23 protein-coding genes are annotated in these 25016 nt (G+C 72.8%); 8 read left to right on the top strand and 15 right to left on the bottom strand.

Features of this window, described 5'->3' with window-relative positions:
* Window positions 1–8: 8 nt before the first annotated feature.
* The 4 genes from ACFZAU_RS00435 to ACFZAU_RS00420 all read right to left on the bottom strand — a co-directional run bounded on the left by ACFZAU_RS00435 (window position 9) and on the right by ACFZAU_RS00420 (window position 4607).
* Window positions 9–1664 carry a bifunctional 3'-5' exonuclease/DNA polymerase gene (locus tag ACFZAU_RS00435; RefSeq protein WP_500550396.1) on the bottom strand — a complete coding sequence of 552 codons (1656 nt, stop codon included), beginning with the start codon at window positions 1662–1664 and terminating at the stop codon, window positions 9–11.
* 57 nt (window positions 1665–1721) lie between these two features.
* The gene (locus ACFZAU_RS00430) at window positions 1722–2096 is read right to left on the bottom strand and encodes a DoxX family protein (RefSeq protein WP_500550395.1); all 375 of its coding nucleotides are present in this window, start codon (window positions 2094–2096) and stop codon (window positions 1722–1724) included.
* An 84-nt stretch (window positions 2097–2180) separates the two neighbouring features.
* The gene (locus ACFZAU_RS00425; RefSeq protein WP_500550394.1) at window positions 2181–2792 is read right to left on the bottom strand and encodes a hypothetical protein; all 612 of its coding nucleotides are present in this window, start codon (window positions 2790–2792) and stop codon (window positions 2181–2183) included.
* Between the two features lie 9 nt (window positions 2793–2801).
* On the bottom strand, window positions 2802–4607 hold the full coding sequence (locus ACFZAU_RS00420) for an ABC transporter ATP-binding protein (RefSeq protein ID WP_500550393.1): 1806 nt from the start codon (window positions 4605–4607) through the stop codon (window positions 2802–2804).
* Window positions 4608–4702: 95 nt separating this feature from the next.
* Here ACFZAU_RS00420 and ACFZAU_RS00415 point away from each other — a divergent pair, with 95 nt between their 5' ends.
* Window positions 4703–5170 (top strand): MarR family winged helix-turn-helix transcriptional regulator, encoded by a 468-nt coding sequence (locus tag ACFZAU_RS00415; RefSeq protein ID WP_499603120.1) that lies wholly within the window; start codon window positions 4703–4705, stop codon window positions 5168–5170.
* A 45-nt stretch (window positions 5171–5215) separates the two neighbouring features.
* Here ACFZAU_RS00415 and ACFZAU_RS00410 read toward each other — a convergent pair whose 3' ends face one another.
* Complete coding sequence (locus ACFZAU_RS00410; protein ID WP_500550392.1) at window positions 5216–6922, bottom strand: carbohydrate-binding module family 20 domain-containing protein; 1707 nt, start codon at window positions 6920–6922, stop codon at window positions 5216–5218.
* Window positions 6923–7162: 240 nt separating this feature from the next.
* A complete protein-coding gene (locus ACFZAU_RS00405; RefSeq protein ID WP_500550391.1) occupies window positions 7163–7882 on the bottom strand; it encodes a hypothetical protein in 720 nt (239 codons plus the stop codon).
* A 175-nt stretch (window positions 7883–8057) separates the two neighbouring features.
* On the opposite strand from ACFZAU_RS00405, the gene ACFZAU_RS00400 reads away from it, so the two are divergent.
* Both ACFZAU_RS00400 and ACFZAU_RS00395 read left to right on the top strand, forming a co-directional pair.
* The gene (locus ACFZAU_RS00400; protein WP_500550390.1) at window positions 8058–9860 is read left to right on the top strand and encodes an ABC transporter ATP-binding protein; all 1803 of its coding nucleotides are present in this window, start codon (window positions 8058–8060) and stop codon (window positions 9858–9860) included.
* Window positions 9857–11638, top strand: a complete 1782-nt coding sequence (locus tag ACFZAU_RS00395; protein ID WP_500550389.1) for an ABC transporter ATP-binding protein — start codon at window positions 9857–9859, stop codon at window positions 11636–11638. Before ACFZAU_RS00400 ends, ACFZAU_RS00395 begins: the two co-directional genes overlap by 4 nt.
* Window positions 11639–11693: 55 nt before the next feature.
* Here ACFZAU_RS00395 and ACFZAU_RS00390 read toward each other — a convergent pair whose 3' ends face one another.
* Window positions 11694–12485: a metal-dependent hydrolase gene (locus tag ACFZAU_RS00390; RefSeq protein ID WP_499603125.1), complete on the bottom strand. Its 792-nt coding sequence runs from the start codon at window positions 12483–12485 to the stop codon at window positions 11694–11696.
* 134 nt (window positions 12486–12619) lie between these two features.
* Between ACFZAU_RS00390 and ACFZAU_RS00385 the strand changes: the two genes are divergently transcribed.
* The 3 genes from ACFZAU_RS00385 to ACFZAU_RS00375 all read left to right on the top strand — a co-directional run bounded on the left by ACFZAU_RS00385 (window position 12620) and on the right by ACFZAU_RS00375 (window position 16883).
* Window positions 12620–15133, top strand: coding sequence for a DEAD/DEAH box helicase (locus tag ACFZAU_RS00385; protein WP_500550388.1), 2514 nt, complete (start codon window positions 12620–12622; stop codon window positions 15131–15133).
* A gap of 67 nt (window positions 15134–15200) precedes the next feature.
* A complete protein-coding gene (locus ACFZAU_RS00380; RefSeq protein WP_500550387.1) occupies window positions 15201–16067 on the top strand; it encodes an acyl-CoA thioesterase in 867 nt (288 codons plus the stop codon).
* Between the two features lie 114 nt (window positions 16068–16181).
* A complete protein-coding gene (locus ACFZAU_RS00375; protein WP_500550386.1) occupies window positions 16182–16883 on the top strand; it encodes a hypothetical protein in 702 nt (233 codons plus the stop codon).
* A 12-nt stretch (window positions 16884–16895) separates the two neighbouring features.
* On the opposite strand, the gene ACFZAU_RS00370 is transcribed toward ACFZAU_RS00375, so the two are convergent.
* The 5 genes from ACFZAU_RS00370 to ACFZAU_RS00350 form a co-directional block, all read right to left on the bottom strand.
* The gene (locus ACFZAU_RS00370; protein WP_500550385.1) at window positions 16896–17777 is read right to left on the bottom strand and encodes a DUF6397 family protein; all 882 of its coding nucleotides are present in this window, start codon (window positions 17775–17777) and stop codon (window positions 16896–16898) included.
* Window positions 17778–17872: 95 nt separating this feature from the next.
* Entirely contained in the window at window positions 17873–18352 is a 480-nt protein-coding gene (locus ACFZAU_RS00365; protein WP_500550384.1) for a macro domain-containing protein, read from the bottom strand.
* 52 nt (window positions 18353–18404) lie between these two features.
* Window positions 18405–18797: a DUF742 domain-containing protein gene (locus ACFZAU_RS00360; RefSeq protein ID WP_499603132.1), complete on the bottom strand. Its 393-nt coding sequence runs from the start codon at window positions 18795–18797 to the stop codon at window positions 18405–18407.
* Between the two features lie 6 nt (window positions 18798–18803).
* Window positions 18804–19214 carry a roadblock/LC7 domain-containing protein gene (locus tag ACFZAU_RS00355; RefSeq protein WP_018562311.1) on the bottom strand — a complete coding sequence of 137 codons (411 nt, stop codon included), beginning with the start codon at window positions 19212–19214 and terminating at the stop codon, window positions 18804–18806.
* A complete protein-coding gene (locus ACFZAU_RS00350; RefSeq protein WP_500550383.1) occupies window positions 19211–21481 on the bottom strand; it encodes a sensor histidine kinase in 2271 nt (756 codons plus the stop codon). Before ACFZAU_RS00350 ends, ACFZAU_RS00355 begins: the two co-directional genes overlap by 4 nt.
* Window positions 21482–21719: 238 nt before the next feature.
* Between ACFZAU_RS00350 and ACFZAU_RS00345 the strand changes: the two genes are divergently transcribed.
* Both ACFZAU_RS00345 and ACFZAU_RS00340 read left to right on the top strand, forming a co-directional pair.
* On the top strand, window positions 21720–22739 hold the full coding sequence (locus ACFZAU_RS00345) for an alpha/beta fold hydrolase (protein ID WP_500550382.1): 1020 nt from the start codon (window positions 21720–21722) through the stop codon (window positions 22737–22739).
* Between the two features lie 34 nt (window positions 22740–22773).
* Complete coding sequence (locus ACFZAU_RS00340; protein ID WP_500550381.1) at window positions 22774–23202, top strand: PPOX class F420-dependent oxidoreductase; 429 nt, start codon at window positions 22774–22776, stop codon at window positions 23200–23202.
* Between the two features lie 27 nt (window positions 23203–23229).
* Here the strand turns inward: ACFZAU_RS00340 and ACFZAU_RS00335 are convergent, their stop codons facing one another.
* From ACFZAU_RS00335 to ACFZAU_RS00325, 3 genes are all read right to left on the bottom strand, one after another.
* Window positions 23230–23895, bottom strand: coding sequence for a hypothetical protein (locus ACFZAU_RS00335; protein ID WP_499603136.1), 666 nt, complete (start codon window positions 23893–23895; stop codon window positions 23230–23232).
* A 148-nt stretch (window positions 23896–24043) separates the two neighbouring features.
* Window positions 24044–24634 carry a GTP-binding protein gene (locus ACFZAU_RS00330; RefSeq protein ID WP_500465394.1) on the bottom strand — a complete coding sequence of 197 codons (591 nt, stop codon included), beginning with the start codon at window positions 24632–24634 and terminating at the stop codon, window positions 24044–24046.
* On the bottom strand, window positions 24615–25010 hold the full coding sequence (locus ACFZAU_RS00325) for a DUF742 domain-containing protein (RefSeq protein ID WP_499603137.1): 396 nt from the start codon (window positions 25008–25010) through the stop codon (window positions 24615–24617). The genes ACFZAU_RS00330 and ACFZAU_RS00325 overlap by 20 nt, the downstream gene beginning before the upstream one ends.
* Window positions 25011–25016 lie beyond the last annotated feature (6 nt).

The following is a 25016-nucleotide window of genomic DNA, read 5'->3' as shown; positions in this document are numbered from 1 at the left end:
CACGCCGCTCATTTGGCGTCCGCGTAGCAGTCGACCACGTGGGTCTGCAGGGGGAAGGGCACCGGCGTCGGGCCGAAGAGCAGGCGCCGGGCCTCCTCCGCGGACTCGGCGACGGCGCGCTCCACGTCGGGAGCCAGTTCCTGCGGCGTGTGCACGATGACCTCGTCGTGCAGGAAGAACACCAGGCGCGGCCGTCCTCCGAGCGCCGCCAGGCGGCGGCGCAGGGAGGCCAGTACGGCCAGCGCCCACTCGGCGGCCGTCGCCTGGATGACGAAGTTGCGGGTGAAGCGTCCCCAGGCGCGGGCCTGCGCGTCGGTGAGGTCCTGCCGGTCGGCTGACGGGGCGGGTGAGGTGCGCCCGAGGTGGGAGCGTACGACGCCGCCGCCCTCGCCGGTGCGGGCGGCGGACTCCACCAGGCGCATGGCGTCCGGGAAGCGGCGGCGCAGCACCTCGAGCAACGGTCCCACCTCGCCGCTGGTCTGGCCGTACATGGCGCCCAGCAGGCCGAGTTTGGCCCGGGCGCGGTCGCCGCCGAACGCGGTGCGCGCGAGGGCGGCGTAGAGGTCGCCCTCGGCGGCGGCCGCCGCCAGCCCAGGATCGCCGGAGAGGGCGGCCAGGACGCGCGGTTCCAGCTGGCCCGCGTCGGCGACGACCAGCCGGTGCCCGGGGTCGGCGACCACCGCGGCACGGATCTGCCGGGGGATCTGCAGGGCGCCGCCGCCGCGGGTGGCCCAGCGGCCGGAGACGACTCCGCCGACGACGTACTCGGGGTGGAACCGCCCGGTGGGCGCCCACTGTTCGCGCCACGCCCAGCCGTGGGCGCTGTGGATGCGGGAGAGCTCCTTGTAGCGCAGCAGCAGCGCGGCGGCCGGATGCCCGACCTCCCGCAGCACATGGGAGCGGGTCGAGCCGATCTTCACGCCCACGCGCTCGAAGGCGGGCAGCAGTTGCGCGGGCGAGTCGGGGTTGACCGGACGGCCCAGGGCCTCCTGGATGCCGGTGGCGAGCTCGGACAGCACCTTGGGGCGGACGCCCCCGGCCGGCCGGGGGCCCAGGAGACCGGTGAGCACAACGTCGTGGGCGGTGGCGCTCCAGGGCAGGCCGTCCCAGGTCATCTCGGCGGCGGCCAGGGCGCCGGCGGACTCGGCGGCGGCCAGCAGGCGCAGCCGGTCGGGGTGCTCGGACAGGGCGATGCGGCGCTGCTGCTCGGCGTGGACGGCGACCACCGCCTCCAGCGGGTCGGTGCCCGGCGGCAGATGGTGGCGGTCGGCGGCGAAGAGCACCGGCTGGTCGTCGGGGCCGCCCTCGCGCGCGTCGTCCGGCACGGGGAGTCCGCGCAGCCGGGCCCAGGCGGCGCCGAGCGAGCGCGGCAGGCCCCAGCGCTCCTCGGAACCCAGCAGCAGGGACTCGACAAGCTTCAGGTCGTGGCACCGGGCCGGACGCGCCGGGGCGCGCTCCAGCAGCGGCGGGTAGATCTCGTCGGTCGCGGCCCACACCCAGCGCGGCGCCTGCCGTGCCTCGCGCTCGGCGACGGCCGCGGCCAGGTCGCCGACGCTCTGCGCTGGGCCGTCCGCGGTGCCGTCCTCGCGCAGCGCCTGCAGCCGCCCGCCGGTCCCCAGGGGATCGGCGACGACGGCGACGGACAGGGTCCTGGGCGAGGTCACCGTTCGAGGGTAGAACGGGGCACTGACAGCGATGGGGCACCGACGCCCGCGGTCCGGTCAGGGGCGGCTGTCGCGGCTCACCTTCAGGGCCCACAGCACGAGCGGAGCCTGCAGCGGCAGCCTGGCCCAGGCCGCCTTCCGCAGCGGCGCGGGCCGGTCGCGCCAGTCGCGGGCCATCTTCACGTCGGCGGGGAGCACGGCGGTGAAGAAGCCGGCCGCCGGCCGCGCGCTCGCCCCGCGTGTACGCGGAAGGGCGATGCCGGCGGCCGGCGCCAGTTCCGCCGCGCCGCTGACGTGGGTCCCGGTGCGGGGCGCCCCGGGCAGGACGCGCGGGACGATCGCGTCGAAGGGCCGGGGCACCACGAAGTGCGCGGTGCCCGCGGTGGCGAGCAGTCCGGCCGGCAGCAGGGCGGAACGATCGGACGCGGGCATCGGTGCCTCCTGCGTTCTGCGCGGCGCTGCTGTGCTGTGCCGGGCGGCGATCGCCCGCCCACGGGGATCCGCCTGTCCGCCCGCTCACGAGGTGGTGGCGGCCGGTCCTGCGAACGCCGGCAAGCCCGCGAACTCCGGTGCGACCCGGAGCGAGACGGCGAGCTGGGCCAGGGTGTCCCGGACCCGGGTGAGGGGGTGCTCCGGGAAGTGCGCGTCGTAGTGGGGGGCGTCGCCCCAGTGGAAGGGGAGGCCCTGCCGCAGGTCTGTGGCGTACGGGTGGGGCATGAAGTAGCGCTCGGGGCCGAGTTCGATGAGCACCCGCGCCTCCCGGGCGCCGGTGGTGCCCTGCTCCAGGGCCTGCACCTTCACGACGGCGCTGCAGGAGGCGCGGGGCAGGGTGTAGCTGCCCAGGAACGCCTGCCCGGTGGGGCGGTCCGGCAGCGGGACCTTGATGACCTGGCGCAGCGTCGGGACCGTCCCCAGGTGGACGACGTCGGCCTCGATGAGGCCGCCGCCTGCCGCGGCCGTGTAGTGGGCCAGCGCGTGCCGCAGGCGCGGCAGGTCCTCCAGGGGCGCGGGTATGTCCGGCGGCACGTCGAACCAGTGCAGGCTGACGAGGTCGCCGTGGTCATTGGTCCAGGCGTCCGCCTCGATCTGCCGGTAGCCGGGGAGTTCCGCCCCTGCGATGGGTCCCATGGCCGAGGATCATGCCGTATGGACGAGTTGGGCGTCACGGCGGACCAGGGCGGCGTAGCGGCCGTCCGTGGCGAGCAGTTCGTCGTGGCTGCCGCGCTCCACGATCCGGCCGTGGTCGAGGACGACGATCTGGTCGGCGTCCCGGACGGTGGACAGCCGGTGGGCGATGGTGATGGTCGTCCGGCCCGCCGAGAGGGCGTCGATGGCGTCCTGGACGGCGTGCTCGGTACGGGTGTCCAGCGCGCTGGTGGCCTCGTCGAGGATGAGGACCGGTGGGTCCCGCAGGATCGTCCGCGCGATGGCGAGGCGCTGCTTCTCGCCGCCGGAGAAGCGGTAGCCGCGCTCGCCGACGACGGTGTCGTAGCCGTCGGGCAGGCCCGCGATGTGGTCGTGGATCTGTGCGGCGCGCGCCGCGGCGACGATCTCCTCGTCGGTGGCGTCGGGCTTGGCGAAGCGCAGGTTCTCGGCGACCGAGGCGTGGAAGAGGTACGTCTCCTGCGAGACGACGCCGACCGATGCGGCGAGCGTGTCGAAGGCCAGGTCGCGTACGTCGAAGCCGTCGAGGGTGACACGCCCCTCGCTGACGTCGTACAGCCGGGGCACGAGGTAGCTCAGGGTGCTCTTGCCGGAGCCGGTGGCGCCGACGACGGCGAGGCTGCCGCCGGCCGGGACCGTCAGGTCGATGCCGTCCAGGGTGCGTGCGGACGAGGCCGCGTCGTAGGAGAAGCCGACGCCTTCGAAGCGGATGTCGCCGCGGACGCGCGGCAGGCGCACGGGGTCGTCCTTCTCGGTGATGTCGACGGGCAGGTCGAGGTACTCGAAGATGCGCTGGAAGAGCGCGAGCGAGGTCTGCACCTGGACGCCGGTCGACAACAGGCTGACGGTGGGCCGGAAGAGGCCCTGCTGGAGCGAGACGAAGGCGACGAGTGTGCCGATGGAGACGGTGCCGCCCGCTCCGTGCACGGCGATCCCGGCGACCCAGTAGATGAGCGCGGGCATGGCGGCCATGACGACGCCGATGGTCGACATGCGCCAGCGGCCGGCCATGTTGGAGCGCACCTCGAGGTCGACCAGCCGGTCGGACTCCTCGGCGAAGGTGCGGCTGAGGGAGTCGGCGCGTCCCATAGTGCGGCCGAGGAGGATGCCGCTGACCGACAGCGACTCGGTGACGATGGCGGACATCGCCGCCATCTGCTTCTGGCGCTGGGTGGTGATCTTCTTGCGTTCGGTGCCGACCCGGCGGCTGATCCACACGAAGACCGGAAGCAGCAGGAGGGAGGCGATGGTCAGTCGCCAGTCCAGGGCGATCATGGCGACGACGGTGGCCACGACGCTGGTGAGGTTGGAGACCAGCGAGGTCGCGGTGGAGGTGACGGTGGCCTGCATGCCGCCGATGTCGTTGGCTATGCGGGACTGCACCTCGCCGGTGCGGGTCCGGGTGAAGAAGGCGAGCGACATACGCTGCAGCCGCTCGTAGACGGCGGTGCGCAGGTCGTGCATGACGCGCTGGCCGACCGTGGTGGAGATCAGGGTCTGCAGGACGCCGAAGACGCTGTTGAGGACGGCGGTGGCGATCATGCCGAGGGCGAGCAGGCTCAGCAGGCCGGTACGGCCCTGCGGGATCGCGGTGTCGAGGATCTCGCGCAGCATGAAGGGCGAGGCGACCGAGACGAGCGAGGCGGCGCCGACCAGGAGCCCGACGAGGGTGAGGCGGGCGCGGTAGGGACGGAAGAGCCGCAGGACGCGACGTACGTCGGTGGTGCGGGCGGGGTCCTTGGGCGGCGGGGTCCACCGCGGGGCTTCATCGGGGTGCAAAGGGCCTCCGAAAGGTCCGGGCAGGGCAGGACGATGAGAGTGTAGTTCATTGTTACCTATACTCACAATGAACCGCATCCTGATACCCTCTGACCATGGAATCCCGCACCCCTGCCGCGGACAGCGACGAGACCACCGGGCGCCTCGCCGACCAGTTGCTGTGGCTGACCCGCCGGCTGCACCGCGCGCAACGGCGGCACCTGGAGCCGGTGGGCGTCACGCCCGCCCAGGCGCGCATGCTGCGCACGGTCGCCCACATCCTGGGGAGCGGGCCCGCGCCGCGGATGGCCGACCTCGCCGAGCGGCTGGACGTCGTGCCGCGCGCGGTGACGAGCCTGACCGACGCCCTGGAGGAGCGGGGACTGGTCCGCCGGGCGCCCGACCCCGCCAACCGCAGGGTGGTGCGCATCGAACTCACCGAGGAGGGCGACGACGCCGTACGGCGGCTGCGCCGGGCCCGCCGGGCGGCGGCCGAGGAGCTGCTCGCCCCCCTGGACACGGACCAGCGCGATGCCCTGACGGCGTTGCTCGCCGCCCTGGACACCGCGCCGGGTCGCTGCTGAGGTCCGGGACCGGGGCCGGCACGCGGGGGCGTGCCGACCGGGGCCTCAGGAGCGCCAGGTGTCGCTCAGCGTCACCTTGCCGCTCGCGGGGACGGTCGCCGTGCGGTTGGCGCCGGATTCCCAGGTGACGTTCCCACTGCCGTCCTTCTTGACGTACTTGTACTCGAAGGACGTGCCCGCGCCCATGGAGACGTCGAGCTTCCACACCGGATAGGCCGCCGAGGACAGCGGCAGCGCGCTCCCGGTGTTCCAGTTGCCGAGCGCGGCGTTGTTGCCGACCACGTACACGTTCTGGCCCCACACCGTGGTGGCGTTGACCGAGAAGGACGCGCCGCTCGCGGGTGTGGTGCCGCCGCCTCCCGTGCCGCAGGGAGCGCCGGCGTAGAGCGCGACCGCGTCGTTGGCGCCGATGGTGGCGGTGAACCTTCCGTCGGATCCGACGGTGTAGGTGGCGCCGCCGTGCTGCACGTCGCAATAGGTGCCGGCGGGCAGCGAGGTGGTGAAGGTCTGCGTCAGCGGGCCGCTCTCGTGGTTGATCGCGACGTAGCCCTTGCTGCCGCGTCCGAAGGCGATGGCGTTGTTGCCGTTTGACCACCAGTTGGTCACCGCGGTGCCGGCCACCGCGTTGCGGAACCCGACCATCCCGGCGATCTGCGGCCAGGCGTGCTGGCACTTCCAGCCGTCGCTGTAGCAGGCGTTGACGGAGCCGCCGTTGGGCGGCCCGGCGTCGTTGTCGGAGAACTCGTAGCCGGAGTGGACGTTCGGCGACCCGTAGGGCCAGGCCAGCATGTAGACGTTGGCCAGGGTGTAGGTCGCGCCGGCCTTGTAGTTGAGGGTCGAGCCGTTGCGCTCGGTGTCCCAGTTGTCCACGAAGGTGCGGGAGCTGCCGCTCGGGAGGTAGCCCGCGCCCCATGAGGCGCCCCAGTTGCTGAGGTAGGCGAGCTTCTCACTGGTGAAGATGCGCTTGAGGTCGTACGCGCCCTGGAAGGCGTCGACGTCACCGGTGCCGGTGTACTCGCCGGGCTGCACGGCCTCCCCGGAGCCGTAGATGACCTCCTGCGCCCAGAAGACGGAGGGGTTGCTGAGCTTGGCCTTGACGGCGGCCAGGTCGGAGGCCGCGATGTGCTTGGCGGCGTCGATGCGGAATCCGTCGACGCCGAGCGCGATGAGGCTGTTCAGGTACGCCGCGATCGTCGAGCGCACGTAGTCGCTGCCGGTGTTCAGGTCCGAGAGCCCGACGAGTTCGCAGTTCTGGACGTTGTCGCGGTTGGTGTAGTCGGTGATGTTCGTCCGGCAGGAGTGGAAGTCCTGGTTCTGGTAGTACCCCGGGTAGGTGTACTTGCTGTAGGACGTACCGCCGGTGCCGGTGCCCGAGCCGGCGCTCATGTGGTTGACGACGGCGTCCACGACGACCTTCACCCCGGCGGCGTGGCAGGTGTCGACCATGTTCCGGAACGCCGTGCTGTCGCCCAGCCGGCCCGCTATGCGGTAGCTGACGGGCTGATAGGAGGTCCACCACTGCGCGCCCTGGACGTGCTCCTGGGGCGGCGACACCTCGACGAAGCCGTACCCGGCCGGCCCGAGGGTGCTGGTGCACTCCTTGGCGACCGAGGCGAACTTCCACTCGAAGAGGGTGGCCGTGACGTCCTTGCTTCCGGGCGGCGCTGCGTGGGCCGGCTGCTGCGAGACGCCGACGAGCCCGGCGGTGCCGAGCATGGCGGCGAGACCCGCGCGCAGAAAACGCGATCTCATGGTGCGGCTCCTTCGTGTTCGGGCACAAAGGTGCCCCGAAGACAGCCACGCGCCGGGCCATCGAGTGTGGGGGCGGGGTTCCCGCCCGTGGGAACTCCGGGTAGGAGACTGGCGCCACGGGCGGGTAGCGTCAATACGTCGCGTGGAAAAACTTTCAACTTCTTGCGGAAACAGGCTGCTTGGCTCTTGCGGCGGCTTTCCGGCCCTTGCGGGGCGTCCTATTGATCAGCCGTCAGGTCGTCAGGCCGTCAGGTGCGCGCGGTCCCCCATCACCACGACCGGGTGGAGCGCCGGGTCGAGCGTGCGCAGCAGGTACTCCATGTCGGCCTTGGACTGGCTGACGCAGGCCGACGTGCCACTGCCGTGGTCCATGTGCAGCCAGATGCTGCCGCCCTTGGACTGGCCCTGGGGGCGGGTCGGGTCGAGCGGGGAGGTGCCCTTGACCCGGTTGTAGTCGATGGCGATGACGAGGTCGAAGTCGTGCCAGTGCGACCGGGACCACGACCGCGGCGCGGCGAAGGCGGACGAGCGGTGGTACGGGAGCCGGGAGTCCGGCTCGGCCAGCACGCCGCCCGCGTCCGACAGCGTGAAGACGCCCACCGGGCTCTTCCTGTCGCCCTCGTGGTGGTCGGTCGTCCAGCCGCGCTTGCCGTTGTGCCCGGGCCACGAGCGCTCGCGCTTCCACAGGTCGCCCTGCCGGGTGTACAGCACGATGGTCGAGTCCGCGGAGCGCGCGCCGTCCCCGTACACCGCGACGACCTGACGGGCCTCGCCCGGGATGCGGTCCCGCAGCGCGGCGCCGACGCCCGGGATCGTACGTGTGGCGGCCGCCTGGGTCGCGCGCGGCCGCTGCTTCTCCACGGTCCGCCCCGACGCGTCCTGGTGCCCGTCGGTGCTCCCTGCGCAACCGGCGAGCAGCACCAGCGCCGCCGCGACCACCACCGTCCCCGCCCCACGCATCACTCGAACCGCTCCTCTTCCGTGCAGTCGCGTTCCATCTTCGCACCCTCCGGTGAGGACGGACGGGGGCCGCCGGCCGTTCCACCCGACGCGGGAAAAAACGGGTTGAATTCGTCACCTCGGTGACGCGACGCTGACACGTCCGCTCCCACTCCAGCACCGATGTCGGGACGTCATGTCGCTACGCGCTCTCCCCCATGCCGACCCGGGTGTCCCCGACGCCCGCTCCGGCTTCCGTCTCCTGCTCTGGCTGGAACGGCGCCAGATCGGCGGCCAGGTCAAGGCCGCACTGTGGGGCACCCTCCACATGGCGGCCGTCGCCTGCTTCCCGGCCGCCGTCGGCATCGCCGTTCAGGCCGTCGTCGACGGCTCCGGCGGGCGCCTGGCGCTCGCGGGCGGCCTGATCCTCGCCCTGGGCGTGGTGGCCGCCGTCGGCGACACCATGCTGCACCGCACCGCCGTCGCCAACTGGATCACCGCGGCCGCCCGGGTGCAGCTGCTGCTGTCGCGCAAGACCGTGGAACTGGGCTCGCTGCTCACCCGGAGGGTCGCGGCCGGCGAGGTCGTCGCGGTGAGCACCGGGGACGTCGAGAAGATCGGCTGGTTCGTCGAGGCACTGGCCCGCTTCGCCTGCTCCGTGCTGGCGACCGTGGGCGTCACCGTCGCCCTGCTGGTCTACCGGCCGGAGCTCGGGCTGATCGTCGCCGCGGGCGTCCCCGTACTCGCCCTGTCCGTCCTGCCGTTGCTCCCGCACGCGACACGGCGCGCCGACGAACAGCGCGCCAAGGCGGGCAAGGCCACCGAACTCGCCTCCGACACCGTGGCCGGACTGCGCGTACTGCGCGGCATCGGCGGCGAGGAACTCTTCCTGTCCCGCTACCGGCAGGCCTCCCAGGAGGTCCGCGGCGCCGCCGTCCGCAACGCCCGGATGTGGGCGCTGATCAGCGCCGTGCAGGTGGCCCTGCCCGGGCTGCTGCTCCTCGCGGTGACCTGGTACGGCGCCCGGCTGGCGCTGGAGGGACGGATCACGGTGGGCGAACTGGTCACCGTCTACGGGACGGTGGTCTTCCTGCTCTTCCCGCTGCGGGGCTTCGAGGAGATCGCGATGGCGTACTCCTTCTCGCGGCCGTCCGCCACGCGCGCCGCCCGGGTGCTGGCCCTGCGGAGGGACGGCGCGGGCGGCGACCGCGGGACCGTCAGGCACCCGGACGGGCTGCCCACGGGTGACCTCCACGACCCGCTGACGGGGCTCTTCGCGCCCGCCGGGGAACTGACCGCCGTGGTGTGCGGGGACCCGGACGCCGCAGGCGCGCTCGCCGACCGGCTCGGCGGGCACTCCCCGGACGGGTCCGGGGACACCCCCTCGGTGCTGCTCGGCGGTACGGCGCTGGAGGACCTGCCGCCGGCGGCGGCCCGCGCGGCCGTGCTGGTCCAGGACAAGGACCCGGTGCTGCTGTCCGGGACGCTGACCGAGCTGCTGGACGTGCCCGCCTCCGGCCGGGTCACCCCGGCCGAGGCGTTGGCGGCCGCGCAGTGCGGCGACGTGCTCGACGCGCTCGCGCAGGCCTCGGTGGACGCCGGCGGGGACCCGATGCGGTCCCGGATCACCGAGCGCGGACGCTCGCTGTCGGGCGGCCAGCGGCAGCGTCTGGCGCTGGCCAGGTCGCTCGTCGCCGATCCCGGGGTCCTGGTGCTGGACGAGCCGACCAGCGCCGTCGACACCCACACCGAGGCCCGGATCGCCCAGGGCCTGAAGGCGCTGCGCGCCCAGCGGACGACGGTGGTCCTCACCTCCAGCCCCCTGCTGCTCGACCGTGCGGACCGGGTGGTGTTCGTCGAGGACGGCGCGGTGCGCGCGTCCGGCACGCACCGCGAACTGCTCCGCACCGACCTCGGTTACCGCGCCGTCGTCACCCGCGAGACCGAGCCGGAGGCCGGGGAATCCGCACCACTCGAGAAGGCCGAGGAGACCGCATGATCGGCGTGGAACCGCCGCTGTACGACCCGGCCGCGCCGCGGCACGTCACGACCCTGCCGGTGGGCTCGCCCGCCACGGTGCGCGGCTACGTCGCCGAGCTGGCCCGGCGGCACCGGGGCGCGTTCGCCGTCCTCGTCTCGGTCAACGCCGTCGCCGTCCTCGCCTCGATGGTCGGCCCCTACCTGCTGGGCCGGCTCGTCGAGGACCTGGCGGCGGGCCACCGCGACCTGCACATGGGACGCACCATGGCGCTGTTCGCCGCGGCCCTCGCCGTGCAGACCGTGTTCGTCCGGGAGGTGCGGCTGCGCGGCGCGGTCCTGGGCGAGCGGATGCTGGCGGACCTGCGCGAGGACTTCCTCGTACGGTCCGTGGGGCTGCCCCCGGGGGTCCTGGAGCGGGCGGGAACGGGCGACCTGCTGTCCCGCATCACCACGGACATCGACCGGCTGTCCAACGCCATGCGCGAGGCCGTCCCGCAGCTGGCGATCGCCGTGGTGTGGAGCGGCCTGCTGCTCGGCGCGCTGACGGCGACCTCGCCGCCGCTGGCGCTGGCGGTGCTGGTGGCCGTCCCGGTGCTGCTCGCCGGCTGCCGCTGGTACTTCCGGCGCGCTCCGAAGGCGTACCGCTCCGAGGCGGCCGGCTACGCGGCCGTCTCGGCCGTCCTCGCGGAGTCGGTGGACGCCGGGCGCACCATCGAGGCGCACCGGCTCGGCGACCGCCGCGAGGAGCTGTCCCGTACGCGGATCCGGCAGTGGGTGGCCTGGGAGCGCTACACGATGTGGCTGCGCAGCGTGCTCTTCCCGGTGATCAACGCGACGTACGCGCTCATCCTCGCGTCGGTGCTGCTGATCGGCGGGACGCTGGTGCTGCACGGCCGGATGACGGTGGGCGAGCTGACGACGGGCGCGCTGTACGCGCAGATGCTGGTCGACCCGGTCAACCTCATCCTGCGCTGGTACGACGAGCTGCAGGTGGCGCAGGTGTCGCTGGCCCGGCTGGTCGGCGTCCGGGAGGTCGAGCCGGGCGCCGGGGACAAGCGGGTGACGCCGGTCGGCCGCGACGTCCACGCCGACGAGGTGCGGTTCGGCTACCGCGCCGGCAGCGACGTGCTGCACGGGGTGAGCCTGCGGGTCCGTCCGGGCACCCGGCTGGCCCTGGTCGGGCCGTCCGGGGCCGGCAAGTCGACGCTGGGGCGGCTGCTGGCCGGGATCTACAGTCCGCGGGCCGGCGAGATCACCCTCGGCGGCGCCCAGCTGGCCCGGATGCCCGCGGAGCGGGTCCGCGAGCACGTGGCCCTGGTCAACCAGGAGCACCACGTCTTCGTCGGCACCCTCCGGGACAACCTGCTGCTCGCCCGGGCGGGAGCGGGCGACGAGGAGCTGTGGGCGGCGCTCGCCGCGGTCGACGCCGACGGGTGGGCGCGGGCGCTCGACGACGCCCTGGACACCGAGGTCGGCTCGGGCGGCACCGCGCTCACCCCGGCCCAGGCGCAGCAGGTGGCGCTGGCCCGGCTGGTCCTCGCCGACCCGCACACCCTGGTGCTGGACGAGGCGACCTCGCTGCTGGACCCGCGTGCGGCGCGCCACCTGGAGCGGTCGCTGGCCCGGGTGCTCGACGGCAGGACCGTGGTGGCCATCGCGCACCGGCTGCACACCGCGCACGACGCCGACCTGATCGCGGTGGTCGAGGACGGCCGGATTAGCGAGCTGGGCAGTCACCACCAGCTGGTGGAGGCCGACGGTGCCTACGCGGCGCTGTGGCGGTCCTGGCACGGCTAGTGCGGACCGGCACGGCGCCGCGTCACGGCACGGCGGTGCAGCGTGGCAGGGGCTCTCAGCCGAAGAACAGGGCCCCGGCCGCGCCCACGCCACCGATCACGAAGAAGACCGGCGTCAGCACCTTGACCTCGACCTTGCTGCCGGCGCGGAAGCGCATGAACTTGGGCGGGCCGAGCGGGTACCAGCGCCTGCGGCCGATCGGGATGGGCCACAGCACGGGGCAGCCGGACACGGTCAGGGCGTCGCCGATGCAGTGCACGATGGAGCCCAGCACAATGGGGACGCCGATCCACAGGTAGTGCTGGCCGGGCTCGGTGAACAGCCAGGCCTTGCCGCTCTCGGTGCTGTCCAGGGCGTCCGCCAGCACCCAGGCGCTGGTCGCGCCGAGCAGCCAGACCAGGATGTCGCTGGAGACCCGGGCCTGCCGCCACAGCAGCCCCTCGACGGCCAGTACCGCGTGCACGAAGAGGATGACGAGCACCGCCCACCGGCCGCCCACCAGGGCCAGGCCGGAGGCCGCGGCGCCCATCAGGACCGCCCACAGCCATGTGTGGGTGAGGGTGCGGTGTCCGCCCTGGCGTACGGGGTCACCGGGCTTGCGGGTCCTCTTGTAGGTGGCGAACGACAGCTTGTCGATGATCTCGCACAGCCCGCGCGATATGGGGCCGAAGGCCCGCGAGATCGTCGCCGCCTTGTGGTCCAGGTCGGGGGCGAGCGCCGCGCCGGCGCAGATCAGCGCGCCGACCACGATGGTCGGCCACGGCATCGGATGACCGAGCCCCGCGGAGACTGCTCCCACGGACAGCCACGCTGCCGCTCCGGAGATGGAGTGTGCCGGTCCCATCATGGTGTGTGTCCCGCCCTTTCGGCCCGCTCTGACAGCGGACTTGACGCCCAGTCGACGGCACACCATACCGTCGGCTGATCTTCGTGCGCGCCGCCGGTTCACCCCCCGGTCCGGGAGGCAGGCAAGATGGTGGTGTGACCCTCATCGATCAGCTGCCTTCCGAGCCCGACCCCGACGCCCTCTTCGAGGCCTTCTCGTCCTGGGCGGAGGGCCGGGGCATCACGCTCTATCCCGCCCAGGAGGAGGCGCTGATCGAGGTCGTGTCGGGTGCGAACGTCATCCTGTCGACCCCCACGGGTTCCGGGAAGAGCCTGGTCGCGGCGGGTGCGCACTTCGCGGCGCTGGCCCGGGACGAGGTCACCTTCTACACCGCGCCGATCAAGGCCCTGGTGTCGGAGAAGTTCTTCGACCTGTGCAAGCTCTTCGGCACCGAGAACGTCGGGATGCTCACCGGGGACGCCTCCGTGAACCCGGACGCCCCCGTCATCTGCTGCACGGCCGAGGTGCTGGCGTCGATAGCGCTGCGGGACGGCAAGGACGCCGACATCGGCCAGGTCGTCATGGACGAGTTCCACTTCTACGCCGAGCCCGACCGGGGCTGGGCGTGGCAGATCCCGCTGCTGGAGCTGCCGCAGGCCCAGTTCCTGCTGATGTCGGCGACGCTCGGCGACGTCACGCGCTTCGAGAAGGACCTCACCCGCCGCACCGGCCGGCCCACCTCCGTGGTCCGCTCGGCGACGCGGCCGGTGCCGCTGTCGTACGAGTACCGGCTCACCCCCATGACCGAGACGCTGACCGAGCTGCTCGAGACCCGCCAGGCCCCCGTCTACATCGTGCACTTCACGCAGGCGGCGGCCGTGGAGCGGGCGCAGGCGCTGATGAGCATCAACATGTGCACGCGCGCCGAGAAGGACGCCATCGCCGAGCTCATCGGGAACTTCCGCTTCACCACGACGTTCGGCCGCAACTTGTCCCGGTTCGTCCGGCACGGCATCGGTGTGCACCACGCCGGCATGCTGCCCAAGTACCGGCGCCTGGTGGAGAAGCTGGCGCAGGCGGGCCTGCTGAAGGTCATCTGCGGCACGGACACCCTCGGCGTCGGCGTGAACGTGCCGATCCGCACCGTGCTCTTCACCGCCCTCACCAAGTACGACGGCAGCCGCGTGCGCGTGCTGCGGTCCCGTGAGTTCCACCAGATCGCGGGCCGCGCGGGGCGCGCCGGCTTCGACACCTCGGGCTTCGTGGTGGCCCAGGCGCCGGAGCACGTGATCGAGAACGAGAAGGCCCTCGCGAAGGCCGGCGACGACCCGAAGAAGCGCCGCAAGGTGGTCCGCAAGAAGGCGCCCGAAGGCTTCGTCGCGTGGACGGAGAACACCTTCGAGAAGCTGATCGCCTCCGACCCCGAGCCGCTCACCTCCCGCTTCCGGGTGACCCACGCCATGCTGCTGTCGGTCATCGCCCGCCCCGGCAACGCCTTCGACGCGATGCGGCGGCTGCTGGAGGACAACCACGAGGACCGCAGGTCCCAGCTGCGGCACATCCGGCGGGCCATCGCGATCTACCGCTCGCTGCTGGCGGGCGGGGTCGTGGAGTGGCTGGACGAGCCCGACGAGGAGGGGCGCATCGTCCGGCTGACGGTCGACCTGCAGCAGGACTTCGCGCTCAACCAGCCGCTGTCCACCTTCGCGCTGGCCGCGTTCGAGCTGCTGGAACCGGAGTCCCCCTCCTACGCGCTGGACATGCTGTCGGTGATCGAGTCGACGCTCGACGACCCCCGGCAGATCCTCGGCGCCCAGGAGAACAAGGCGCGCGGCGAGGCCGTCGCCGCGATGAAGGCCGACGGGGTCGAGTACGAGGAGCGGATGGAGCGGCTGCAGGACGTCTCCTACCCCAAGCCGCTGGAGGAGGTGCTGTCGCACGCCTACGGCGTCTACCGCAAGAGCCACCCATGGGTCGGCGACCACCCGCTGTCGCCCAAGTCGGTCGTGCGCGACATGTACGAGCGGGCGATGACCTTCTCCGAGTTCGTCTCGTACTACGAACTGGCCCGGACCGAGGGCATCGTGCTGCGCTACCTGGCGGGGGCGTACAAGGCGCTGGAGCACACCGTCCCGGACGACCTGAAGTCCGAGGACCTGCAGGACCTCATCGCCTGGCTCGGCGAGCTGGTCCGCCAGGTCGACTCCAGCCTGCTCGACGAGTGGGAGCAGCTCGCCAACCCCGGCGAGATGACGGCCGAGGAGGCCCAGGAGCGGGCCGACCAGGTCAAGCCCGTCACGGCCAACGCCCGCGCCTTCCGGGTCCTGGTGCGCAACGCCATGTTCCGCCGGGTGGAGCTGGCGGCGCTGGAGCGGTTCGGCGAACTCGGCGAGATGGACGCCTCGTCCGGCTGGGACGCGGACGCGTGGGCCGAGGCCATGGACGCCTACTGGGACGAGTACGAGGACCTGGGCACCGGGCCCGACGCGCGCGGTCCGAAGCTGCTGCAGATCGAGGAACGTCCCGGCGAGGGGCTGTGGAAGGTCCGCCAGACCTTCGCGGACCCGGAGGGCGACCACGACTGGGGCATCTCCGCCGAGGTCGACCTCACCGCCTCCGACGAGGAGGGCCGCGCGGTGGTCAAGGTGACGGCGGTGGGGGCACTGTGACCTCGGGGAGGACCTCAGGGGCCTCCGGGGACTCGCGACCGGCCACCCGCACGAAGGAGCGCACCCGATGACCAACCCCGCCGAGCGGCTGGTTGACCTCCTCGACCTGGAGCGGATCGAGGAGGACATCTTCCGCGGGCAGAGCCCGCAGGAACGCCTCCAGCGGGTGTTCGGCGGCCAGGTGGCGGGCCAGGCGCTGGTCGCGGCCGGACGTACGACGGATGGCAGCCGTCCGGTGCACTCCCTGCACGCGTACTTCCTGCGCCCGGGGCGTCCCGGGGTGCCGATCGTGTACCAGGTGGAGCGGATCCGCGACGGCCGCTCCTTCACCACGCGGCGCGTGGTCGCGGTGCAGCAGGGCCGGACGATCTTCAACCTGACCGCCTCCTTCCATGTGCCGGAGCCCGGGTTCGAGCACCAGCTGCCGATGCGCGAGGTCCCGGACCCGGAGAGCCTGCCGAAGCTGAGCGACGAACTGCGGGAGCACCTCGGCGAACTCCCCGAGCAGCTGGAGCGGATGGCGCGGCGGCAGCCGTTCGACATCCGCTACGTGGACCGGCTGCGCTGGACCGCCGCGGAGGTCGAGGGCGCCGAGCCGCGCAGCGCGGTCTGGATGCGCGCGGTGGGCCCGCTCGGCGACGACCCCCTGGTCCACACCTGCGCCCTGACGTACGCCAGCGACATGATGCTGCTGGACGCGGTGCGCGTGCCGGTCGAGCCGCTGTGGGGGCCGCGCGGCTTCGACATGGCCTCGCTGGACCACGCGATGTGGTTCCACCGGCCGTTCCGCACCGACGAGTGGTTCCTGTACGACCAGGAGTCCCCCGTCGCGACCGGGGCACGCGGCCTGGCCCGCGGCCGCATCTACGACCGCGAGGGCCGCCTGCTGGTCTCCGTGGTCCAGGAGGGACTGTTCCGCAAGCACGGTGACTGAACCCCCGCGCCGGGGCCCTGGACTGCACCGGGCGTCGCTTCCGTCGGCCGGCCGCACCTGCTTTTCCGCGCACACGGACCTCCCGGACACCGTCAGGGGAGGAGAATGCGCGGCATGGCAACGCTGTTCTCGGTACCGGGCGGCGAACGCGAACTGCCGGAGCAACCGGTGGTCGAGAGCTGGGACGCGGCCGGTCGTCCCGGCCAGGTGAGGCTGCGTTCCTTCCTCGGCACCGTGGTGGAACTGGTCGGTCCCACCATGAGCGAGCGGGACGGCGATCTCGCCCTCGCGCTCACCGTCGGGCTGGACGACAAAATCCCGCTGACCCGTGGCGGGCACGACCTCGACAACTATCTCTTCCCCGTCGTCCGGGCGCTCGGCCCGGGACGCTTCGCCGCGGTCTTCGCTCGCAAACACCATGCCCCCTGCTCCACGATCGCCATCGGCCCGGCCCTACCGGTCGATACCGCTTCGGGCTGGCAGGGCGAACCCCAGTTGTCGGTGCGCACGCAGGTGTCGGCCTCGTCGGTGGCCTGGAAAGCGGCGATCCATGAGGCCTGCCGCGCCACGCGACCTTCCGTGCCTCCCGACGTCCCGGTCGAGCTCCATCTCTGCTTCGAGGTGTCCGCAGGCCGCAATTGGTCCACGCTGTGGAAGCCGGCCGTCGACGCACTGGGGCCGCTTCTCGGGATGCCCGAGCCCGACCGCCCCTACCGGCCCCACGACGACCGGATCGTCAGCCTCGCGCTGCACCGGGTCCTCGACGAGTCGATCGGTCACGACCTCGTCGTCACCGCCTGGTGGCGCACGCTGTGACGGCGGCCCCGGTCACCCCAGTCCGAGGAGGCGGCGCCAGCGGCTGGGTGGGGTGGCGGGCTGGGGCGGGGGCTCGGCCGGGGGCGGTGGGGTGGCCGGGCGGGCGGGGGTGGGGGGTTCGCCGCGACCGGGGTGCGGGGCGGGGCGGGCTGCGCGGGCCCTGAGCAGGGCGTCCGCGAGCGAGACCTGGGCGAAGGTGACCTCGTCGGGGTGGGAGGCGACCGTCTGGGCCTCGATCAGCTCGCGGGTCGCGTACGAGCCCGGGCTGCCGGCGGGGAGCGCCGGGCACAGCCGGCGCAGGTAGGCCCGTTCGCGGGCGTCGGGTACGGCGTCGGCGGCCGCCTGCGGGCCCAGCAGGGCGGACCATGCGGACGCCTCGGCCCAGGCGTCCTCGGCGTCCCGTACGAGCTCCTCGACGCGTCGGGCCCGCCAGCCGCGGGCGCGGTGGTCCTCGCCCTCGTCGAGGGCGTCGCGCAGCTCGGCGGGCAACCGGCCCTCCAGCAGCTCCGGATGGGCCCGGGCGAACCTCCGCACGTCCTCGGCGAGGTAGAGCCACACCACGGCGCGGTAGCGGTTGACGTACCAGCGGACGGGGCGGAGGAAGCCGCCCCTGGCTAGCCGGGCGAAGCGCTCCCGGCTGATCCCGATCAGCGCCGCGCCCTCGATGCCGCCCACCAGTTCCAGCCGCGCGCGCAGGCGGTCGGGAAAGCCCTCCTCATCCCGCAGCCGGTCCACGTCCTCACGGACGACGCGACGGCGTCCGCCGACGGCCGGCGCCGTGCGCACCTCGCCGGTCTGCAGCGCGACCTCGAACTCCGCTGCCTCCAGGCACAGTTCCTCCCGGACGCGCTGCATGCCGAGCGCCTCGCGGGCGGCGGTCTCCTTGACAACCATGCCACTCCCCCTGACCTTCCGTAGCGACTCATCACTGACAGTCACGACGATAGGTCCTCACGGCGACATCCGCCGGGGCCTGTGGATAACTCCCGTCACACCCCGTGGTCGTACACGGTCACGGGGATCCCGCGGCTCACGAGCCGCTCCTCGACCGACGGCGCGACCCGCTCCCACCGGCCGCCCGCGAGCCCGCACCCGATGCGGGGCATGTGCACGGACGCCCCGAGCTCCGCCGCCTTCCGCGCCACCAGGGCCAGCCCGGCGTCGATCGCCTCGTACCGCACGGGAACGCCGTTGCTCCCCCTGCGGATGCCGCGCTGCCCGACGAGGTTGGCCACCCAGATCCACTCGCCGACCCGGACGAACTGGACCGCGCCCAGGGCGAAGTCGTTGCCGGCACGCTCGCGGTGCCATCGCCGGTACGCGGCCTCGGGCTCCGGCCAGCGGCGCGAGAGCGCGAGGACGAACCCCTTGCCCCAGCCGCCCACGTCGTTGCAGACGTGGACGATCAACTTGACGCCCTTGCCCTGCGGCACGGTGGCGTCCCCCCGGACGTACGTGATCCCCTCCATGGGGTCACCGTACGTCCGGGGTCCGACAACGCCACCGGGCCGGCGGCCCGGTTCACAGGGCGCGCAGGCCGTCGATGACGTCCTTGAGGAGCCCCACGTCGGGCAGCTCGGCCGGCGGAACGGGCCGGATGGCCCGCAGGTGGCCGTCCCGGAGGAGGTCCCCGAGCAGCACGCGGACGACTCCGAGCGCGAGGTCGGCCTCCGAGGCCAGTTCGGCCACGGTGAGCGGGCCGTCCCGGCACAGGTCCAGGAGGGCCAGGTGCTCCTCGTCGAGGTCGTCGTCCGGGGCCGTGCCGACGGCCGGGACCATGACGGCGATCAGGTCGACGTCACCGTCGGAGTCCGGCCGGGTGCGACCGCCGGTGATGGTGTAGGCGCGCACCATCGGACCGGCCTCGTCGTCATACCAGAGCGCGCCCTCGTCTCCCGGCGGGCTCGGGTTCATGCTTCATCACTCCCCCGGTGCCGCCGCGTCGTGCCGGCGCGGCGTGACACCGAGGTGTTCACCGACCCGGTGGACCATGAGGGTCATCTCGTAGGCGATCTGCCCGACGTCCGCCTGCACCCCGCTGAGCACCGAGAGGCAACTGCCCTCGCCCGCGGCCGTGACGAACAGGAAGCCGTCGTCGAACTCGACCATCGTCTGGCGTACGCCGCCCGCGTCGAAGTGCCGGCCCGCGCCCTTGGCGAGGCTGTGGAACCCGGACGAGACGGCGGCCAGGTGCTCGGCCGTGGCACGGTCCAGACTGGTGCTCGCCCCGGTCACCAGACCGTCGCCGGAGAGCACCAGCGCGTGCCTGACGTGCGGCACCCGCTCTGTCAGATCGTCCATCAGCCACGTGAGTCCACTGCTCACCGTCATCCCCCGTTCTCCCCGGTCTCCGCTGTCCCTTGCGGTGCTGCGGCGTCCCTGCCGCGGGCCAGGCCGCGGGCGAACGCCGTGATGGTGGAACGAGCCTCTTCCGGAGATCGTTCCCTTTCGTCTCCCCCGCCCGGCGGCTCCGCCGGGCTCTGGTGCACCCCGTCGTCCCTCAACTGGGCCACGAGACTCGCCTGCCGCTGGCGCTTCGGCAACCCCGTACCCGTGCGACCTTCCTCACGCGGCCGGGTCGGTCCGCGCCGGGGCCTCGGCGTGCGTGGACCCGCGTCCGCGCGGTCCGGCCCGGGCGGTTCGGGCACGGCTCGCGGCCGGAGCACGTGCTCGCCGGTCTCGACGTCGTCGCCCGAGGCGTCCACGAGCACCGACTGCGGGACGAACACCACCGCCACGGTGCCGTCGAACCGTCCGCGGCGCAGGGTGACGCGCACCCCCTGCCGGGCGGCGAGCCGCCCGACGGTGAACAGTCCGAGACGGTCGGTCTCGGGGAGCTCCGTCCCGCCGCCGGCCTCACCGAGTTCGTTGTTGGCCTCGGCGAGCCGCTCGGCGCTCATGCCCAGACCGCGGTCCTCGACCTCGAGGACGTAACCGCCGGCGACGACCTCGCCGCGTACCTCGACCTTGGTGTCGGGCGGCGAGAAGGCGGTGGCGTTGTCGATGAGTTCCGCCAGCAGGTGCAGCACGTCGGCGACGGCCGGGCCGGTCAGCGCCACCCGGGGCATGCGCCGGACGGTGACCCGCTGGTAGTGCTCGACCTCGCCGACCGCGGCCCTCGCGACCTCCGCGAGCCGCACCGGGCGCCGCCAGGCGCGGCCGGGTGCGTTGCCCGAGAGGATCAGCAGGCCCTCGGCGTGGCGGCGCATACGGACGGCGATGTGGTCGACGCGGAAGAGGTCGTCCAGGTCCTCCGGGTCGCCGGAGCGGCGCTCCATGGCGTCGAGCAGCGTCAGCTGGCGGTGCAGCAGCACCTGGCTGCGGCGGGCGAGGTTGGTGAAGACGGCCGAGACGCCGCGGCGCAGCTTCTCCTGGTCGACGGCCGCCTGGACGGCGGCCCGCTGGGCGTTGTTGAAGGCCCGGCCGACCTGTCCGATCTCGTCGGCGCCGAAGCGCAGATCGGGGGCGGCCCGGGCGACGGCGTCGTCGTCGAGTTCCTCGCCGGCGCGCAGCCTGCGCAGCACCTCCGGCAGGCGCTTCCCGGACAGTTCCAGGGCCTGGTTGCGCAGCAGCGTGAGCCGGCGGGCGATGCCGCGCCCGATGAGCAGGGAGATGACGACCGACAGCACGACCAGGAACAGTCCGGCGAAGCTGACCGCGCCGGTCCGCACGAGCACGTCCATACCGTCGTCACGCGCCTGCTCGCCCACCCTGGCGGCGGCGGCGATGTTGATGTCGCTGAGCTCGGTGAGCGCCCGGTCGGCGTTCTGCCGCCAGCGGTCACGGGAGACGACGAGGCCGACGTCCTTGGCACCCGCCGAACGGGCCGCGGTCTCCATGGAGTCCAGCGTCCAGGCAACGCTGCCGCCCTCGAACTCGTCGAGCCTCTCCTTGGCGGCCTTCGTCAGCTCCGGGTCGACGATGGAGTGCAGCAGCTTGCGTCCGTCGATGGTGCCGATGAACTCGCGGTACTGACTGGCCGTCATCGGCGGGCCGACCTGCGCCGCAGTGAGCATGGCGTCCTCACGGGACAGCAGTTCCCTGGCGCGTACGAGGTCGATGACGAAACCGCCCTGCCGGGCCACCTCGCCGCTCTGGAGCGCGGCGAGCGATCCGCGCAGCCGGAAGATGGGGTCGATCACAGCCGAGTAGCGGTGGAGCGTCATCGACCAGCCGACGTCGCGCTGCCTGACGTCCTCGCGCAGCGGCTCCAGGTCCTTGGCGGCGGTGATCAGCTCGCTGAGCCGCTGCCGCTGGGCGAGGTCCAGTTCGGTGCCCTGCGCCTGCCGGCGCGCGTGCTCCCGGACGACGGCGAGCAGCCGGTCGGTGGTGCGCTCGGCGCTCTCGAGTTCCGTACCGCCGGTCTCGCCGTCGGACGCCACATAGGAGACGGCGAGCCGCCGCTCGACCTGCAGGGCCCGCCCGAGGTCGTCCGCGGGGGTTCCGTAGTAGCGGTAGGTGTCCGCGATCCCCATGAGGGCGAAGGCCCCGCGCACCGAGGTGAGGGTGCTGTATGTCCACAGACCCGCCAGCGAGATCAGCGGCACCAGGAGAAGTACCACGAGTTGCGTGCGGATGGTGCGGGGGCGCAGGCGCATGCGTGAGGTCCTCGGTCGACCATGGGTTCGATGGGGAGGGGCACAGTCTGACCCAAGAATGCCCCCTTGGTGACGCCGACTGTGACATCTCACAATCCCTTTCCCTGCGGCGCTCTCAGGTGCGGCACGCGAGGGACCGGCGTACCCTGCCGCGTTCCGCAGGGCCGCAGCAAGCGCGTTCACGTCGCCCTAACGGCGCGGCATTGCGGGGGAAACCACGCTGCCGCACGCTGGACGCATGGAACAGGGACAGGTCCTGCGCCAGGTCCACGGTCCGGCCCGGGACGCCGAGGACGGTGCACAGGGCGTCCCTCTGGTCCACCGGGACATCCACGGCTACCGGCGGGCGTTCCGGCTGGGCGGCAGCGGGCCGCCGCTGCTGCTGATCCACGGCCTCGGCGACTCGTCGGCGACGTGGGAGCACATCCTGCCCCGCCTGGGGCACCGGCACACGGTCATCGCGCCCGACCTGCTGGGTCACGGCGACAGCGAGCAGCCTCGCGCCGACTACGCGGTGGCGGCCTACGCGTGCGGCATGCGGGACCTGCTGGGCGTGCTGGACGTCGACCGGGTGTCGGTCGTCGGGCACTCGCTCGGGGCGGGCGTCGCCATGCAGTTCGCCTACCAGTTCCCGGAGCGGTGCGAACGCCTGGTGATCGTGGGCGGTGGCGGTCTGGGGATCGAGGTGCACCCGCTGCTGCGGCTCGCGGCGGGCCCGGGTTCCGAGGTGACGCTGCCGCTGGCCACCTCGCCGCCCGTGCGCAAGGCGCTGCGGCTGCTCGCACCGCTGCTGCGGAGCACCGGCGGGCTCGGGCTGGGCCGGCACGACTTCGACTACATCCTGGAGCGCTACCTCATGCTGGACAGCTCCATGGCGCGTCAGGCCTTCCTGCGCACCCTCCGCGCGGGCGTCGACGTGCGGGGCCAGGTGATCACGATGATGGACCGCAGCTACCTGACGGCGGGACTGCCGACGCTCATCATGTGGGGCGAGCACGACGGGGTGATCCCGGTGTGCCACGCGCTGCGGGCGCACACGGCGATGCCGGGCAGCCGGCTGGAACTGTTCGAGGACGCGGGGCACTTCCCGCACCATGACGCGCCCGCGCGCTTCGTGGACGTACTGGAGGACTTCCTCGCGACCACCACGCCGCAGGAGTACGACCCTGTGCTCTGGCGCCGGCTGCTGCGGCACGGGCGGGTGGACGTGCCGCTCTACCAGGAGGTCGAGCCTCCGCACCCCTCCAGCGGGTCCTGAGGCCGCCGGCCGCGGTCCGGGGCAGGATGGGGGCATGGGACACAGGATGACCGAAGAAGAGTGGCGGGCCTTCGTCTCCGCCGGGACGCGCACGGGGAAGCTGGCGACGACGCGGGCGGACGGCACGCCTCATGTGGCGCCCGTCTGGTTCCTGCTGGACGGCGACGACGTCGTGTTCAACACGGGCAAGGCCACGGTCAAGGGCCGCAACATCACGCGCGACGGCCGGATCGCCCTGTGCGTGGACGATGACCGGCCGCCGTTCGCGTACGTGGTGCTGCAGGGGCGGACCGAGGTGAGCGAGGATCCCGGTCCCCTCCGGGAGTGGGCCACCCGCATCGCCGCCCGCTACATGGGCGACGACGTCGCCGAGGCGTTCGGGGCCCGCAATGGGGTGCCCGGTGAACTCCTCGTGCGGATGCGGATCGACAAGGTGCTCGCCGAGTCCGGTGTGGCGGACTGAGCCCCTCGGGCCGAAGCCCGGCCGGCGTCAGCGGATCGGCTTGCCGCCGTTGGCCTTCTTGCCGTTGGCGCCCATCGCCCACCAGGTGCCGCCCACGCCGTGGCCGTTGGTGTCGCCGGGCTTGGTGTCGCCGACGTACCAGTAGACGGGCCAGCAGTTGTACGACAGCTGCTTGGTGCCGTCCGGCCGGGTGTAGGTGCTGACGAGCTTGGGGTTGAGGCCGGCGGCCTCGGCCTGCGCCTTGGTGACGGGCTTGGCGGCCGGCCACTTCTTCAGGCACTCGCCGGTGCAGTTGGACACCATCGGCCAGTCGGTGTCCTTGTCGAAGCGGTACAGGGTACGGCCCTTGGCGTCGACGAGGATGTCGCCGAGCTTGGCGTCGTTGACGACGGAGAGGATGGGCCACTTCTTGTCGGAGGCCGCGTCCGTGGTGCCGCTGTCGGAGCTGTCGTCCGTACCGCCGGCGTATCCGTCACCGGTGCCCGAGGAGGGGTCGGCCGAGGTCTCGCTGTCGTACCCGTAGTCGCCCGAGGAGGACCCGGTGCCCGGCTGGGCGGACTGGACCGCGTCCTGCTGCTGGGCCGCCGGCGCCACGCTGCTGGCCTGGTTGTAGCCGTTCGACCCGCCGCAGGCGGTGGCGAGGAGGAGGGCAGCGGCCGTTCCGGCGACTGCGGCACCGATCCGCTTGTGCATCTGGACTCCTTGAGCGGTAGGGGCGTCGGGGCCCGTGCGCCCCGTCTGGCCACCTGTACGCACCCGGTTCGGCCCTCTCTCAATGCACTGTGAATTCCTTCACCGCGGGTCCCGTTCTGCTAAGGTGCCCCGCCCCGCGCAGGGGGCGTCAGCGCACCGACTCCAGGAGACGGGCAGCGTGCATCCGCCCCGCGTGCTCGACGAGGGCGATCAGCACCTCCTTGCCCGAGGCCCGGTCCCGGGCGTCGCATAGGACGACCGGTGTGCCGTCCTGCAGGTCGAGGGCGCGCGCGATGTCCTCGGGGCGGTGCTCCAGCGCCCCGGGGAAGCGGTTGACGGCGACGGCGAACGGGATCTTGCGGTGCTCGAAGAAGTCCACGGCCGGGAAGCAGTCCTCCAGGCGACGGGTGTCGGCCAGCACGACCGCGCCGAGCGCCCCTTGTGACAGTTCGTCCCACAGGAACCAGAAGCGGTCCTGGCCGGGAGTGCCGAACAGGTAGAGCGACAGCCCCGCCCGAATGGTGATCCTGCCGAAGTCCATCGCCACGGTGGTGGTGGACTTCCGCTCGACGCCCAGGGTGTCGTCCACATGCCGTCCGGCCTCGGTCAGCTGCTCCTCGGTGCGCAGCGGCCGGATCTCGCTGACCGCGCCCACCATGGTGGTCTTGCCGACCCCGAAGCCCCCCGCGATGAGGATCTTCAGGGCCATGACCGGCGTCTCAGAGTGCCCGGAGTCCATCGATCACCTCTCGCAGGATGCGCTCGTCGGGTAGGTGCGCCGGCGCCACGGGGGTGCTCACCCGTACGCTGCCGAGCGTCAGGAGGTCGCCGAGGAGGACGCGGACGACCCCCAGCGGCAGGTCGGTGTCGGCCGCCAGCTCCGCGACCGAAAGGGGCTCGTCACGGCACAGCGCCAGCAGCGCGTTGTGCTCCGGTTCGAGCGCGGGATCGTCGGCGGCGCCGGGTTCGGCGAGCACCAGGGCGATCAGGTCCAGGGCGGCGACCGCGGTGCCGGGCCGGGTGCGGCCGCCCGTCAAGGCGTACGGACGCACCAGGGGCCCGGCCGCGTCGTCGTACCAGCGGCCGTCCGGCCCACGCGGGTAGCCGCGGTCCATCACCCG

This window comes from Streptomyces sp. NPDC008238 (genome assembly GCF_042956445.1).
GTDB lineage: Bacteria > Actinomycetota > Actinomycetes > Streptomycetales > Streptomycetaceae > Actinacidiphila.
Note: the sequence above shows the minus strand (reverse complement) of the source record. Positions and strands in the feature narration are given on the sequence as shown.